Annotated in this window: 11 protein-coding genes and 1 pseudogene; 7 read left to right on the top strand and 5 right to left on the bottom strand. The window is 69.6% G+C overall.

From position 1 onward, the window contains the following. Positions 1-92 precede the first annotated feature (92 nt). Positions 93-2,948 (bottom strand): ATP-binding protein, encoded by a 2,856-nt coding sequence (locus tag OIE13_RS15790; RefSeq protein WP_326830172.1) that lies wholly within the window; start codon positions 2,946-2,948, stop codon positions 93-95. A 144-nt stretch (positions 2,949-3,092) separates the two neighbouring features. On the opposite strand from OIE13_RS15790, the pseudogene OIE13_RS15785 reads away from it, so the two are divergent. Continuing rightward, a pseudogene (locus OIE13_RS15785) lies at positions 3,093-3,468 on the top strand (pyridoxal-phosphate dependent enzyme); the annotation flags it as partial. 154 nt (positions 3,469-3,622) lie between these two features. Here OIE13_RS15785 and OIE13_RS15780 read toward each other — a convergent pair. Further along, on the bottom strand, positions 3,623-4,066 hold the full coding sequence (locus tag OIE13_RS15780; RefSeq protein WP_326638982.1) for an Lrp/AsnC family transcriptional regulator: 444 nt from the start codon (positions 4,064-4,066) through the stop codon (positions 3,623-3,625). 157 nt (positions 4,067-4,223) lie between these two features. Here OIE13_RS15780 and OIE13_RS15775 point away from each other — a divergent pair, with 157 nt between their 5' ends. The 3 genes from OIE13_RS15775 to OIE13_RS15765 all read left to right on the top strand — a co-directional run bounded on the left by OIE13_RS15775 (position 4,224) and on the right by OIE13_RS15765 (position 7,756). Next, the gene (locus OIE13_RS15775) at positions 4,224-5,411 is read left to right on the top strand and encodes a trans-sulfuration enzyme family protein (protein WP_326830171.1); all 1,188 of its coding nucleotides are present in this window, start codon (positions 4,224-4,226) and stop codon (positions 5,409-5,411) included. A gap of 75 nt (positions 5,412-5,486) precedes the next feature. Continuing rightward, on the top strand, positions 5,487-6,785 hold the full coding sequence (locus OIE13_RS15770) for an amidohydrolase family protein (RefSeq protein WP_326638986.1): 1,299 nt from the start codon (positions 5,487-5,489) through the stop codon (positions 6,783-6,785). Positions 6,786-7,312: 527 nt separating this feature from the next. After that, positions 7,313-7,756 carry a hypothetical protein gene (locus OIE13_RS15765; RefSeq protein ID WP_326638987.1) on the top strand — a complete coding sequence of 148 codons (444 nt, stop codon included), beginning with the start codon at positions 7,313-7,315 and terminating at the stop codon, positions 7,754-7,756. Positions 7,757-7,904: 148 nt separating this feature from the next. Here the strand turns inward: OIE13_RS15765 and OIE13_RS15760 are convergent, their stop codons facing one another. Both OIE13_RS15760 and OIE13_RS15755 read right to left on the bottom strand, forming a co-directional pair. Then, on the bottom strand, positions 7,905-8,072 hold the full coding sequence (locus tag OIE13_RS15760) for a hypothetical protein (protein ID WP_326830170.1): 168 nt from the start codon (positions 8,070-8,072) through the stop codon (positions 7,905-7,907). Next, positions 8,035-8,640, bottom strand: a complete 606-nt coding sequence (locus OIE13_RS15755; protein WP_326830169.1) for an ATP-binding protein — start codon at positions 8,638-8,640, stop codon at positions 8,035-8,037. The genes OIE13_RS15760 and OIE13_RS15755 overlap by 38 nt, the downstream gene beginning before the upstream one ends. A 249-nt stretch (positions 8,641-8,889) precedes the next feature. Between OIE13_RS15755 and OIE13_RS15750 the strand changes: the two genes are divergently transcribed. The 3 genes from OIE13_RS15750 (at position 8,890) to OIE13_RS15740 (ending at position 12,552) form a co-directional block, all read left to right on the top strand. After that, positions 8,890-10,251 carry a helix-turn-helix domain-containing protein gene (locus OIE13_RS15750; RefSeq protein WP_326638991.1) on the top strand — a complete coding sequence of 454 codons (1,362 nt, stop codon included), beginning with the start codon at positions 8,890-8,892 and terminating at the stop codon, positions 10,249-10,251. A gap of 481 nt (positions 10,252-10,732) precedes the next feature. Beyond that, the gene (locus OIE13_RS15745) at positions 10,733-11,953 is read left to right on the top strand and encodes an AAA family ATPase (protein ID WP_326638993.1); all 1,221 of its coding nucleotides are present in this window, start codon (positions 10,733-10,735) and stop codon (positions 11,951-11,953) included. Beyond that, positions 11,950-12,552, top strand: coding sequence for a DUF4276 family protein (locus OIE13_RS15740; RefSeq protein ID WP_326638994.1), 603 nt, complete (start codon positions 11,950-11,952; stop codon positions 12,550-12,552). The genes OIE13_RS15745 and OIE13_RS15740 overlap by 4 nt, the downstream gene beginning before the upstream one ends. Before the next feature lie 82 nt (positions 12,553-12,634). On the opposite strand, the gene OIE13_RS15735 is transcribed toward OIE13_RS15740, so the two are convergent. Further along, positions 12,635-14,248, bottom strand: a complete 1,614-nt coding sequence (locus tag OIE13_RS15735) for an amidohydrolase (protein ID WP_326638995.1) — start codon at positions 14,246-14,248, stop codon at positions 12,635-12,637. Between the last annotated feature and the right edge of the window lie 126 nt (positions 14,249-14,374).

Here is a 14,374-nt window from a genome sequence, read left to right as displayed (position 1 = left end):
CGGCCTCAAGGATCGAGACGATGGAGAAGAGACTGAAATCCGGCAGCGGCGGTCGGGTCGGGCGGGGGCCCGAGCAGGTGGGCGGGACCTCGTCATGGGGGCACGCAGGTGAGGCCGATGACATTCTCGCGCCTGGCCCCCCGTTCGAAGGCCGCGGTATAGGCGCGCGTACCGAGTGCATGCCGTACCAGGCGGTCGGCCTCGGCGTGGGCGTCGTGAAACGGCCGCAGCCCGATGAGCGCCACCCCGGTCGTGTGCCGCAACCGGTGCGCGGCGCCGAACAGTTCGGCGGCGTGGTCGTGCCGACCGGCGGCGGCGACGGTCCAGGCGAGCGTCTCAAGGCCCCACACGGGCCCCCAGCGGTCGTCGATGTCGTACTGGCGACGCAGGGAGTCGCGGAAAAGCGCGGCGGCCCGTACCGGGTCGCCGTGCCGCAACTCCGCGAGACCGAGGCCCCACAGCCCCCAGGAGTAGGCCCAGGCCCCGCCGTGTGCCTCGGCGTCGGCCAGGTAGGCGTCACCGGCGGCGACGGCGGTATCCCGGTCCCCGAGGAAGGCACAGGCCATGGCCCAGAGCATCGTCGCCATGTGGGCGTCACCGGTCGCGCCGTCCGCCAGGAACCGGTCCTTCGCCTCCGCCAGCAGCGGGATGGACCGCGGATCGCCGTGGGTGAGCAGCGCGTGGGCGCCCTCGACGTAGGTGAGGGCGGTGGGGGCGTCACCATCGGGGAACCGCGAGGTCAGACGGCGGCAGCGGGTCAGGAACTCCTCGGCGCCCCGCTTGTCGCCCTGGCAGAGGGCGATCCAGGCGGCCAGGGCCACCGCGCCGATCTGGAGCGGGTCCGGCGGGCCCGGAGAGAGCGCGAGCCCGCGCTCCAGCCAGTGGCGGCCCTCGCCGATGGTGCTGCTGAAGAACCAGAATCGGGTCCGGGTGAGGTTGGTGGTGATCTCCAGCCCGCTCCGGGCCTCGCCGGGCTCGGTGACGCAGAAGTCCAGTGCCGTGCGGAGGTTCGACAGTTCCTGCCGCAGCCGCGACAGCCACTCGACCTCGCGGGGACCGCACCAGTCGGCCGCGGCCCGTGCGACGGTGCTCCGGTAGTGGTCACGGTGGCGTCGCCGCACCGCGGTTTCCTGACCGAGGTCGACCAGACGCTGCCTGCCGTACTGGCGGATGGTCTCCAGCAGGCTGTAACGCGTCCTGCTGCCCCGGGTGCTCACGACCAGGATCGACTTGTGCGCCAGGGCCGCCAGAACGTCGATGATGTCGTGGCGGTCGATGCCCGCACCGGAGCACACCGCCTCGGCAGCCTCCAGGTCGAACCCGCCGGAGAAGACCGACAGTCGTGCCCAGAGCAGCCGCTCGTGCTCGGTGCACAGGTCGTGGCTCCAGCCGACGACGCCTCCCAGAGTCCGGTGATGGCGGGGCGCGTTCCCGGCGTCGTTGTCGGCCAGCAGCCGGAACCGGTCGTCGAGCCGGTCGAGGATCTCCTCTGCCGAGAGCGTCCCCAGCCGGACCGCCGCCAGCTCGATCGCCAGCGGGACACCGTCCAGCCGCCCGCACAGCTGCGCGATGACGCCGCGGTTGTGTCGTGTGATCCGGAAGTCCGGGGCCGAGGCCGCGGCGCGGTCGGCCAGCAGCGCCACCGCCTCGTAGCGGGTCAGCGGCGGCTCGGCCTTCTCCCCCGGAGGGGTTATGGGCGGTACGGCGAGGGGTGGCACCGGCAGGACGTGCTCGCCCTGGACACCGAGCCGCTGCCGGCTGGTGGCCAGCACGCGCAGACCGGGCACCGCGCGCAGGAGCGTGGTCACCAACGTCGCCGCAGCCTTCACCATGTGCTCGCAGTTGTCCAGTACCAGCAACGTCCTGCTGTCACGCAGATGCTCGATCAGGATGTCCACGCAGGGGCGTGCGGACTGGTCGCGGATTCCGAGAGCCTGCGCCACCGTCCGGTCGAGCAGTTCGGGCTCGGCCAGCGGGGTGAGGTCGGCGATCCACACCCCGTCAGGGAAGGTGGGTGACACCTGCGTGGCCAGCCGCAGCGCCAGCCGGGTCTTGCCCACTCCGCCCACCCCGGTCAGCGTGACCAGGCGGCTGGTCCCCAGTAGCCGTCCGGCGTCGGTGAGCTGCCGTTCCCTGCCCACGAACGTCGTCATCTCGCTGGGGAGATTGCCGGACGGTCCCTTGGCGGTGAGTGCGGGATCGTTGTTGAGGATCCGCCGGTGCAGCTCCCGCAGTTCCGCGCCGGGGTCGACGCCGAGTTCCTCGACGAGGATCTCCCTGACGGAGTGGTGGCAGCGCAGGGCCTCGGCCTGGCGGCCCGACCGGTACAGCGCCAGCATCCGCTGTGCCCAGAAGCGCTCCCGGAGCGGATGTGCGGCGGTCAGCCTCCGCAGCTCGGGGAGCACCTCCTCGTGGCGGTCCAGCGCCAGGTCGGCCTCGATGCGGGACTGGAGCGCGTCCAGCCTGCGCTCGGCCAGCACGGGCGCGACATCCCGTCGCAGCGTCTCCGACGGGATGTCCTGTAGCGGTTCCCCGCGCCACGATCGCAGTGCCTCTGCCAGCAGCGCCGCCGCCTGTTCCATGGAGCCCGCCGCGGCCGCTGCCCTGGCGCGGCCGGTCAGGGTGTCGAAGCGGTGCAGGTCGAGCCGGTCGTCGTCCACCCTGAGCAGGTAGCCGCGCGGGCAGGTCAGCAGGGGAGCGGCGCACCCCAGCAGGTGCCGGCAGCGCAGCACGTAGTTCTGCAGGGTGTTCCGGGCACCGCCAGGCGGGGCCTCTCCCCACAGGTGGTCCATCAGCGTCTCGACGGGGACCGTCTTGTTGGCGTCGAGCAGCAGTGACACGAGCAACGTCCGCAGCTTGGCTGCCCGGATCGGCACGGGAACGCCGTCCCGCAGCACCTCGAACGGCCCCAGAACCCTGAACTCGAAACCCGAGCCTGCCGTTTTCACTACCCAATGTAATCACAATATTTCTCTCCGCGATCGGGTGTGTGCGCCAAGTGCGCCTCGAAGGGGTGCCACCGGAATTTCGGGTAGGGCTTACCAACGCCCCGCTACGGCAAGTGCTCACCGGCCGGCGGCGTCCGGATGTTCGTCAAACACGAGGATCTGAACCACACCGGCTCACACAAGATCACGAACGTCCTCGGGCAGGCCCTGCTCGCCCGGCGGATGGGCAAGCCGCGGGTGATCGCCGAAACGGGCGCCGGGTCGCATGGCGTGGCGACGGCCACCGCCTGCGCCCTGTCCGGCCTCGAATGCGTCGTCTACATGGGCGAGGTCGACATGGAGCGCCAGGCGCTGAACGTCGCCCGGATGCGGATGCCCGGCACGAAGGTCGTCCCGGTGACGTCCGGATCCCGCACCCTGAAGGACGCCATCAACGAGGCGTTCCGGGACCGGGTCGCCAACGTCGAGTCCACGCACTACCTGTTCGGCACCGCGGCGGGTCCGCATCCGTCTTCCCCGTTCATCGGCCGGCCAGGTCATGTAGGCGGTGGACGAGCCGGAGCGCCGCCGGCGAGGTGGCGGCCTGGCCGAGGTTCTCGGCGTTGTCTGGCCGGGAGGGCCTGTTCACCATCGCCACCACCTGAACCTGTCGGCGCCCGCCTGGACATCCTCGGTCACATGCTGTCGGCGGAGAGCGTCTTCATGGTGACGTAGCTGGCCACCGCGGCCACGCTGGGCAGGTTGGCCAAGCGGTTGGCGTGGAAGTCCTCGTAGGCGGCCAGGTCGGCGACCTCGACCTGGAGCAGGTAGTCGTAGTTGCCGGTGACGTGGTGGCAATGCACCACTTCGGACAGCCGGACGATCGCGCGCTCGAACGCGACCACATCCGTGCGGCTGTGCCGCATCAGCCGGACACCGGCGAACACCCGCAGGCTGCGGCCGACCGCAGCGGGATCGATCAGCGCCCGGTAACCGCGGATCACCCCGGTCTCCTCCAGCCGCCGCACACGCCGGAGGCAGGGAGACGGCGACAGGCCGACCCGGGCGGCGAGTTCCGCGTTGCTGATCCGACCGTACTTCTCGAGCACGGCCAGTATCGACCGGTCCACGTCATCCACGTGAGCAGATTATTGCCCAACTGCCGCGCTTACCACATCGGATGGCCGATTCGAGGCGCTACTTGCTGCCAAAGTTGCCGGGACCGACCCCGAGGTGGCATGCCGGTCGGTCACGCTTGTGACATCACCTCGGGTGGTCATCGGAAGGGGAACAACCATGTCGGGCAGCAGCACAGTTGCCGTTCACGCCGACCGCGACGTCCATCCCAGTCGCGCAGTGGCCCGGCCCATCTACCAGACGGCGACGTTCTGGGCCGAGGACGCGGAGCAGTTCACGCAGGCCGCCGTCGAACGGCGGGGCCAGGATTTCTACACCCGCTACGGCAACCCGAACCACGCGCAGGTCGCGGCGGTGGTCGCGGAACTGGAGCACACCGAGGCGGCAATGGTCACCGCGTCCGGGATGGCCGCGCTCACCACCGCGGTGCTGGCCCTGGTGTCCGCCGGCGACCACGTGATCGGGCAGAAGTCCACCTACGGCGGCACGGCGTCGGTGTTGCTGAACCTGCTGCCGCGGCTGGGCGTGTCGGTCACGCAAGTGGACCAGACCGACCCGGCGGCGTTCGACAAGGCGCTGACCCCGCAGACCCGCCTGATCCTGGTGGAAACGCCGAGCAATCCGCTGTTGCAGATCACCGACCTGCGCGCCGTCACGGATCTGGCCCGCGCGCACGACGTGCTGACCATGGCGGACAACACCTTCGCCACTCCGATGAACCAGCGGCCGGTGGAGTTCGGCATCGATCTGGTCTGGCACAGCGCGACCAAGTACCTCAACGGCCATTCCGACGTGTCCGCCGGGGTGCTGGCTGGCTCGGCGGAGATCCTGGACCGGATCTGGGATGTCGCCCTGCTCACCGGCGCCACGCTCGGCCCCTTCGACGCGTGGTTGCTGTTGCGTGGCATGCGCACCTTGCCGCTGCGCATGCCACGGCACAACGCCAACGGCCAGGCGCTCGCGGAGGCGCTGCAGGACCACCCGGCCGTGGCTCGGGTGCACTATCCCGGCCTGGCCACGCACCCGCAGCACTCGTTGGCGGCAAGCCAGATGAGCGGTTTCGGAGGAGTGCTCGCAATCGAACTGGCCGGCGGTTTCGAGGCGGCCGACGCGTTCCTCGGCCGGCTGCACTACGCCCGTCGAGCGGCCAGTCTCGGCGGTGTGGAGTCGCTGGCCGTGCATCCGGCGGCCATGTGGCAGGGCATGCTCAACGAGGAACAGATTGCCGCGTCAGGGGTTCCGCTCGGCCTGGTCCGGTTGGCCGCGGGCACGGAGGACACAGCCGACCTGGTTGCCGACGTGCTCGCCGCGGCCGACGCGGTGGTCGCCACGACGGCGAGCTGCTGACCACTCGGCGGCACCGGGCTCCCGCCACAACCTGATGTTGGACAATCCGAAGACGTTCGTGGAGGCACGTATCCAATGAGGACCCTGATTACCGGCGGCACCGTGGTCAGCATGAACGCGGCCGTCGGCGACTTCGACCGCGGCGACGTGCTGATCGAAGACGGCGTGATCGTCAAGGTGGCCGAGCGGATCGACGCGCCGGACGCGGCGGTGATCGACGCGACCGACCGGATCGTGCTGCCCGGCTTCGTCGACACCCACCGGCACACCTGGCAGACCGCGTTCCGCGGTGTCGGCGCGGACTGGACGTTCGCCGACTACGTGGTGGCGGTGCACGGCACGTTGAAGCCCCATTACCGGCCTGAGGACGTCTATCTGGGCAACCTGATGGGCCGGCTGGAGGCGCTGTACTCCGGCGTGACAACGATGCTGGACTGGTTCCACGCCGCGCAGAGCCCCGAACACGCGGACGCCGCCCTCGCCGGCCTGCGAGCCGTGCCAGGACGGTCGATCTTCTGCTACGGCGCGGGGTACCGCACCGATGACCAGATCGACGCCGAGGTCCGCCGCGTCCGGTCCGACGTTCCGGAGGACGGCCTGGTCACCATGGCCTTGGGGCTGCGCGGTCCGGGTGATGTCACCATGGACGTGGTCGCCGCAGACCTGAAGCTGGCAGCCGATCTCGGACTGCGGACCAGTGTGCACGTCGACGGCCTGACGGGCGGCCGCCCGATCGCCGAGCTCCACGAGCACGGTCTGCTTTTCGACACCACGACCTTCGTGCACGCCAACGGGATCAGCGACGACGAACTGCGGATGCTCGCCGACGCCGGCAGTTCGGTGTCGATCAGCCCGGACGTCGAGCTGAAGATGGGCTTCGGCTGGCCGATGACCGGACGCATGCTGGCGGCCGGCCTGCACCCGACGTTGTCCATCGACGACTGCCCTTCGGCCGGCGGCGACATGTTCGCCACCATGCGCACCGCCTACGCCGTGCAGCGCGGCCTCGACGGCGGCCTGAACTCCCGGGACCTGCTGAAGTTCGCCACCGTCAACGGCGCCCGGGCGTGCGGACTCGCCGCCCGAACGGGCAGCCTCACCCCCGGCAAGGACGCCGACATCATCCTGCTGCGCGCCGACGACCCCACCGTGTTCCCGGTCACCGACCCCGCCGGCACCATCGTCGCCGCCGGCCATCCCGGCCTGGTCGACACGGTTCTGGTGGCCGGCCGCGTGGTCAAGCGCGACGGGCAGCTGGTGGGCGTGGACCTGCCGGCATTGCAGACCAGGTTGCTGGAATCGCGCAACCGGATCGCGACCGCCGCCGGCATCTCGCTCGACGGAACCTGGCGTCCCCGCACAGAATCGGAGTAACCGCACCTGGGGGAAGAGCTCGCCCGGCGCGGCAATTATTGGCGGCCGAGGAGCACGAGCGGGCTGTCCACACGAAGTGTCTCCGAAGCCGTCCTCGGCGCGATCCTGCCCTCCGACGAACAGAGCCGGCTGGGCTCGCTGGCCTGGACCGCCTACTACACCGCCGCCCTCACCGACCCGGCGCTCGCCGCGGCCGCGCTCACCCGACCCGACGCGCTGGAAGACTTCCTCACCACCCGGCTCACCACCGCGCAGCGGCCGCCCCCGGGCCGAGCCGCACCGACCCGGGCGACGACCACTCTCCGTGACGACCACGAGCTCAACCACAGCCGAATAGGCGACAGTTGATTACGCGAGGTCGCCAGAGTGGCACCCCTCGAATGCGTGGTGCGACGGGTCCCGGGGAGTGCCAAGCATGACACTGAGTGACTGTCGGGTGACCGGTGAGTGAGTGGCCGGCGGCACGGTGTGTGGTGACGGCGGGGCGACGCGCCCGGCTGATCTTCACCCGACAGGAAGGGCACTTCATGTTCAAACGTGTAACCGGGATCGTGGCGGCGGTGATCGCGGCGGCGGTGATGCTCACCGCCGCTCCCGCCACCGCCGACGCGGCCTCGTTCTCCCGGGAGCTCACCGCCGTGGCACAGGCCGCGGGCGTCTCGGAGGAGACCGTCTACTCCATGGCGGTGTCGCTGGTGAGCAGCGACCCGGAGGACGAGTATCGCTTCCCCGATGAGGAGTTCCAGGACGCCCCCCGCTCCTGGAGCGCGGTCCTGGCGTTCGTCAAGAGGTTCTGGCGCCAGATCGTCGACGCGGCCAAGGCCGCCGGTGAGTGGGCGTGGTGGAAGGCGGGCAAGTGCGCCACCGGCGCCGTGACCGAGGTCTGGAACAAGTTCGGCGGAGACCTGACGGATCCTGAGGCGGTACTGGCCGTGGCCGTCTACGGCTGCCTGAAGGGCCTGCGCGGCTGATCGTCCCGCCTGGCGGGCGGCACTCCCGATCATCGGATCGGGAGTGCCGCCCGTAGGTCCGTCCCTCCTCTGGTCGGCCTCACGCTTCCAGCGGAAGGTGGCCCGAGTGGAGGAAGGACGGACCTGAACCCGTCTCCGGGGCGGGCGTTCAGCGGCGGACGGCCTCGGCGCCGTCGGTGTGCGCGACCCGCCTCCACCAGCCGCCGTAGACGCGGCCGAAGGCGTACGGCTTCAGGAGCGACAGGGCGCGGCGGATCGTGGCGGGGCGTTCGGGGATGTCACGGTTCCCGGTGGAGACGGGCCGAGCGGCGGCCAAGGTGCAACAGCGGCGGGCAGGTCAGGCGGGTGCCCCAGCGGGTGGGGAGGGCGAAGGCGACCGCCTTGGCCGGGGCGTCGCCGGTGAAGGTCGTCGTGGGGTAGGCGCGGCAGTACCCCCGGGAGAGCTCCCGGACCAGCAGCAGGCCACGGCCGCTCTCCGCGAGCGGGTCCGGTGCGGTCTGCGGACGGGAGTGGTCGAGGATCGCGGGGATCCACCCCAGGTCGGGGTCGCCGTCGACGAGCTCGCACCACGCGGGGACGCCCGCCAGGCTGAAGACGCGGATCTCGTACGGTGGACAGGCGTGCCGCTCGCAGTTGGCGGCCAGCTCGGCCGCGATCGCCTCGGTGTCGGTGACGTCGTCGCCGGGCAGGCCCTCGGCCAGCAGCACCTCGCGCACGATGGCGCGGGCCCGGCGGGAGGCCGAGCCCGGGTACAGGACGGCCACCAGCATGCCGACCTCGCCGAGGGCCTCCTCCGGGGCTCCCACACTGGTGACGGTGATCCCCTCGCGGGGGACGCCCGGGACGCCGGACGGGTCCGCCGCGCCGTGGAAGGTTGGCCGCATGTGCGCACTCCATAACTTTCGGTGACTGTTCCAGCAGGAAACGCCACGGGATGGGCGGTGGCCAGGTTCGGGCGCGGGCGTTGCGACGCGCCGTGCGGGGTGCGCGGGAGGGTCGCCGCCGCCGCGCGCCGTTCGGATCGTCCTGTCGGCTGGTCGTTTCCTGGTCGTTTCCGTCGGCGGGCGAGCCGCGCGAGCCGCATTCGTCGACAATGGGTTGATGATTCGTCGCTCTGGGTGATGGAGGTCGTCGTGGGTGGTGAGGGACGTCCCGAACTGGTGCGGGCTCGCCGGCGGATGGGCATGAGCCAGGACGAGATCGCGGCGGCGCTGTGGGTGTCGGCGACGACATGGAGCCGGTGGGAGCGGGGACGCCAGGAGATCCGGCCTGTCTACCGGGCGCGAATGGCCGAGGTGTTCGGGGTGGACCCGGTCGAGGTCGAGCGGTGGATCGAGGGCACCGTCCCGGTCGATACGGAAGCCTGGCTGATTCCGGACTTCAGCGACTTCTCACTCGGAACTACGGTCAAGACGGCAGACCGACTGTGGAGGTGCGACGTGGATCCGGAGCGGCGTCATGTGCTGGCCGCGCTGCCGTTCGTACCTGCGGCCTTTGGCAGCTGGCTGTCGGCGTGGAGTTATGGCACTCCGGAGGCATCGGCGGCGTATCAGGGGTCGGGGCCGGTTGTCGGGCTCTCCGACGTTCGGCGGATCGCCGAGGCACGGCAGGCGTTCGGGCAGATGGACCGCCAGTTCGGCGCCGGATTGGTGCGTCCGGCGGTGGTGGACTATCTGAACACCGCTGTCGCGCCGTTACTGCGGGGCCGCTATGACGACAAGGTCGGTGCCGAGCTGATGACGGCGGCTGCGGCGATGACCCAGATGGCAGGCTGGACCGCCTTCGATCTGAACCATCACGGCCAGGCCCAGCACTACCTCGGCCAGGCGCTCAAGCTGGCGAAGATCGGTGACGACTCGTTGACGGGTGCCTGGGTGCTGGCGACCATGACCCATCAGGCGGTTCACCTGGAGCAGGGTGCCCAGGCGGTCTGGCTCGCCCGCGCCGCCGTGGACACGGCCCGTCGGGCACAGGCACCTCCCCGAGTCATGGCGATGCTGCTGATCGGTGAGGCGCGGGCGATGGCCATGCAGACGAGACCGGCCGAGACCGGTGACGCGCACAGCGCCAAGCAGGTCGAGCGGCTGCTCACCGAGGCCGAGCGGGCGTACGCCCAGGGAGCCACCGACCGTGACCCGGCCTGGGTCGCCTGGAACGACGAGTCCGAGCTGACCGCGAGGATGAGCAGGTGCTGGAAGCTGCTCGGCGACTACCGGCGGGCGGCCGACTGCGCGGAGTTCGCGGTACGTGAGTTCACGGAAAACCGCCCTCGGTCGGCCCAGCTCAACCGGATGAGCGCGGCTGAGGCATACCTCGCCATGGGTGAGGTGGAACAGGCGGTCGACTCGGCGAGGGCCGCGATCCCGATGGCCAAATCACTGACGTCGGCCCGCTCCGTCGAACGCATCCGGAAGTTCTCCGGCCGCCTTGAGCCATACGACACCATCCAGGTCAGGGAGTTCCGTGCCTACCTGGACAGTGAACTCGTCTCCTGATCGACCGCTGGACAGCAGAGGGGCTCCGAGGCAATCGGGGCATCTTTTTAGGAAATGTCGGTGGTTATGGTCGCGACCCTTGGGTGAAGTCTCGCGTCACTGGCCGAACTCACCTCCGCCAAAATGGCGAACCTGACGCCGGGGGGCATACGTTGTGCACACCCGCCTTGATCAGCGTCAGCCTGTCGACTTGCGATAGCTGTGTCAGGTAGCCGGTCCTGGCATGAGCACGCGGTGAGACATGAGTGCCACCGAGCAACCCGGTGGCGCGATCGGACGCATCTGGAAGCTCTCTGACCATCAGCATTCATGTCCGGGAGTTTCGCGCCTGCCTGGACAGCGAACTCGTCTCCTGGCCGACTGCCGGACCGAAGTCGACCGAAGCCGGGGGAAACGGGGCTCGTCTGGAGGCAGCTCTCCGGCCAGGCTGAACCGCTATCGTGGTGAGGCCGTTTTCCCGGCGGAACGCAGGCAGACGCTGATGAGGACTGCCGTCACCGAACAGATCGACATGGCGGGGAGTGCGATGGGGCAGGCCATACCGTTTCTGCGGCGCGTGAGGGTGAAAAACTACCGAAGTATCGCGTCATGTGACGTCAGCTTCACGCCTCTTCTGGTTCTGCTCGGCCCCAACGCCGCAGGGAAAAGCAACTTCCTCGACGCGCTCAGGTTCGTGGTGGACGCGTTGGAGACGACACCTACCGACGCGGTGATGAAACGCGGTGGCCTGGATGAGGTGAGCCGACGGGTTCAGAGGGATACGGAGGCATTCGGCATCTTTCTGGAGTTCGTGATCCAGGCGGATGAAGAGCCACTGTCGGTCACGTACGGCTTCACCATAAACCGGGACCCCACCGGTCGCCGTTCACTTCTGGTGGTCGGGGAACAGTGCACGGTCCGCGGTACCCAGCCGCGGTCGAGTTTTGAAGAAGCCAGTTTTTTCATGACCCATGGCCTTTTCAACCAGACAGGTGATGGCGGTATCGAGCCGGACCGGCTCTACCTGCCGCTGGCCGCCACCCAGGGCATTTTCAGCGAGGTCTACCGCAGGCTGCGGAGCATGCTCTTCTACCACCTGGATGTGGGACTCATGCGACGGGTCCAGCCCCGGTTCGCCGGGACTGCGCTGGACGATGCCGGAGGGCGACTGGGATCGGTGCTCGGGACCCTCGCACACCGGTATCCGGTGTTCAAGAAACGGATCGACGACTACATGTGCGCCATCGTTCCCGGAGCCGTCGGCGTCGACGAGCGGGTTCTGGACACCTACTCGACCGTCGAATTACGTACGCGTCATGGAGATCAAGAGTTGGCCTTCGGGCCGGAGGCGATGTCCGAGGGAACCCTGCGTGCGGCGGGGCTGCTGACGGCGCTGTTCCAGCCTGCCGTACTGGGCGGTGACGTAAGTCTGATCGGCATCGAAGAACCGGAGACGTCGCTGCACCCCGCAGCCGCGGGTGCGCTCTTCGACGCACTCAGCGAGGCGAGCGAACGTGTTCAGCTGGTGGTCACCACGCAGAGCGCGGACCTGCTTGACCGCGATGACTTCGATCCGGCGTCCGTGCGTGTCGTGACGATGGCGGATGGGCTTACCACGATCAGTGAGATCGACGAAGTGAGCCGCCGCATCATCGATGACGGGCACGCCACGCTCGGTGAGCTGATGCGGAGCAGCCAGCTCCGGCCCAAGGAGACGGAATGACCGGAGCGATCTCCATTGCCACTGTCGTGGAAGGGGAGGGCGAGGTCGCCGCACTCCCGATTTTGCTCCGCAGGATCGCGCATGATCTCTCGGTCTGGAACATACGGATTCCTGCCCCACTCCGCGTCCCACGATCCAAACTGGTCGCCCCCGGGGGTGTCGAGAAGGCAGTTCTTCAGGCTTCCTACCGGGTCGACGGTCTCGGTGGGATTCTGCTGCTGATCGACGCGGATGACGACTGTCCTGCCACGACCGGGCCGGCACTCCTGGAGCGGGCGCGGCAGGCCCGTGGGGACAGAGAGATCTCGATGGTTCTTGCCAATCGGGAGTTCGAGGCGTGGTTCCTCGCCGCAGCCTCCTCGCTCGCGGGCCACAGAGGGCTGGCGGACCCTCTCGAAGCGCCCACCGATCCCGAAGGACCCCGCGATGCGAAGGGATGGCTCTCGACACGGAAGATCGACGGCACCTCCTACCGCCCCACGGTTGATCAGGCGGCCCTGACCACGCAGTTCGACATGGCTCAGGCACGCAAGAACGCACCCTCCTTCGACAAGTTCTGGCGTGATGTCGAACGCCTGATACGGGGCGCTTCCAGGTGACATGCCACGGCGAAGGGAACAGGATGGCGGTTGACCAACCGGATCGCCTCCGCCGTACCGGACTGGCCCGTGTCGTCCCAGGTCAGCGCCGGTAGACCTGCTCGCCGCCGACGAAGGTCATCGCGACCCTCGTCCGCCAGATCTCGGATCGCGGCTCGGTGAACGGGTCGCGGTCCAGGACGACCAGGTCGGCGCGGTTGCCGGGGACGATGGTGCCGGCGTCGTCGTCGTGGTTGATCCAGGCCGAGCCGGCGGTGTAGGCGGTCAGCGCGGTGGCCAGATCCAGGCTCTGGCCGGGCAGGAACGGGGTCTGCGCCGTCGGGTAGCCCGCGTGCACCGAGCCGGGCGGCTCGGTGCGGTTGACCGCCACGTGCAGGCCCTGGATCGGGTCGGCGCCGGAGACCGGCCAGTCGCTGCCCGCGCAGAAGTGGGTGCCGGCCCGCAGCAGGTCGGCGAACGGGTACTGCCAGCCGGAGCGCTTCTCGCCCAGGAACGGCAGGGTCAGCTCGTCCATCTGGGCGTGATGGGTGGCCCAGAGCGGCTGCAGGTTGGCGGTCACGCCGAGCTTCGCGAAGCGCGGCACGTCGGACGGCTCGACGATCTGCAGGTGCGCGATGTGGTGCCGGTTGGCCGGGTCGGTCCCCTCGAAGCTGTCCAGCGCCTCGCGGACCGCCCGCTCACCGATGGCGTGGAAGTGCACCTGGAAGCCGTGCCGGTCCAGCTCGGCGACGTACTCCCTCAGCAGCGTGGGGTCGACGTACGACAGGCCGGTGCCGCCGCAGCGGCAGTAGGGCTCGATCACCGCGGCGGTGAAGTTCTCGGCGATGCCGTCCTGCATGATCTTCACCGAGGTGGCGTGGAACCGCTCCAGTCCCGTGGCCGACTCGCGCCGCTCCAGCAGCTCGGGGATCTGCTCGGCGCCGCGCGCCCGGTCCCACCAGAGCGCGCCCACGACGCGGGCCCGCAGCGCGCCTGAGGCCGCCGCCGAGACGTACGTGGACAGCTGGTCGTCGTAGCCCGCGTAGGAGCCGACGATGGCGTCCTGCCAGCCGGTGACGCCGAGGGAGAACAGGTGTTCCTGGGCAGCCAGCAGCGCCTCGTGCATGTCCCGGGCGCTGGGGCGGGGGGTGAGCAGGCCGACCAGGTCCATCGCGCCCTCGTGCAGCACGCCGCTCGGCGTGCCGTCGGCGTCGCGCTCGATCCTGCCGTCGGCGGGGTCGGAGGTGTCGCGGGTGATCCCGGCCAGCTCCAGCGCCCGGCTGTTCACCCAGGCGGCGTGGTGGTCGCGCTGGATCAGGTAGACCGGGCGGTCGACGAAGTCGAGCTGGGAACGGTGCGGGAGGCCGCCGGGGAAGGCGGACATGTCCCAGCCTCCGCCGTCGATCCACTCGTGGCCGGGGTGGGAGTCCGCGTAGGCGGCGATCTTCTCCACGTACTCCGGCAGGCCGTAGACCTCGGACAGGTCGCACCTGGCCCGCTCCAGGCCCGCCTGCACCGGGTGGATGTGCGCGTCGGTGAACCCGGGGGTCAGCAGGCGCCCGTCCAGGTCGACGATCTCGTGGCCGGGGGCGGCCAGGCCTGCGACGTCGGACTCCGCGCCGACGGCGGCGATCCGGCCGTCACGGACCAGCACCGCCTCGGCGAAGGCGTCGGCGGCGAGGAAGACCCGGCCGCCCCGGAAGAGCAGGTCGCTCACTGTTGCACCATTCCTGTCGTCGGTGGCCCGGAGGCAGCTGGAGCCCCCGGGATGCCGCTTGATCACCTACATTGCACGCTCGACCGGCCGAGGTCCAGCGTGAGTTTCTCCGGGCGTCGGCCGAGG

Origin of the sequence: Streptosporangium sp. NBC_01810, from assembly GCF_035917355.1 — a bacterium.
GTDB lineage: Bacteria > Actinomycetota > Actinomycetes > Streptosporangiales > Streptosporangiaceae > Streptosporangium.
This window is presented reverse-complemented; position numbering and strand designations above follow the sequence as displayed.

Bases quoted from the DNA above. Each gene is read 5' to 3' on its own strand.
- OIE13_RS15775 (WP_326830171.1), top strand. From the start codon at position 4,224: ATGTCGGGCAGCAGCACAGTTGCCGTTCACGCCGACCGCGACGTCCAT.
- OIE13_RS15770 (WP_326638986.1), top strand. From the start codon at position 5,487: ATGAGGACCCTGATTACCGGCGGCACCGTGGTCAGCATGAACGCGGCC.
- OIE13_RS15765 (WP_326638987.1), top strand. From the start codon at position 7,313: ATGTTCAAACGTGTAACCGGGATCGTGGCGGCGGTGATCGCGGCGGCG.
- OIE13_RS15755 (WP_326830169.1), bottom strand. From the start codon at position 8,640: ATGCGGCCAACCTTCCACGGCGCGGCGGACCCGTCCGGCGTCCCGGGC.
- OIE13_RS15745 (WP_326638993.1), top strand. From the start codon at position 10,733: ATGAGGACTGCCGTCACCGAACAGATCGACATGGCGGGGAGTGCGATG.
- OIE13_RS15740 (WP_326638994.1), top strand. From the start codon at position 11,950: ATGACCGGAGCGATCTCCATTGCCACTGTCGTGGAAGGGGAGGGCGAG.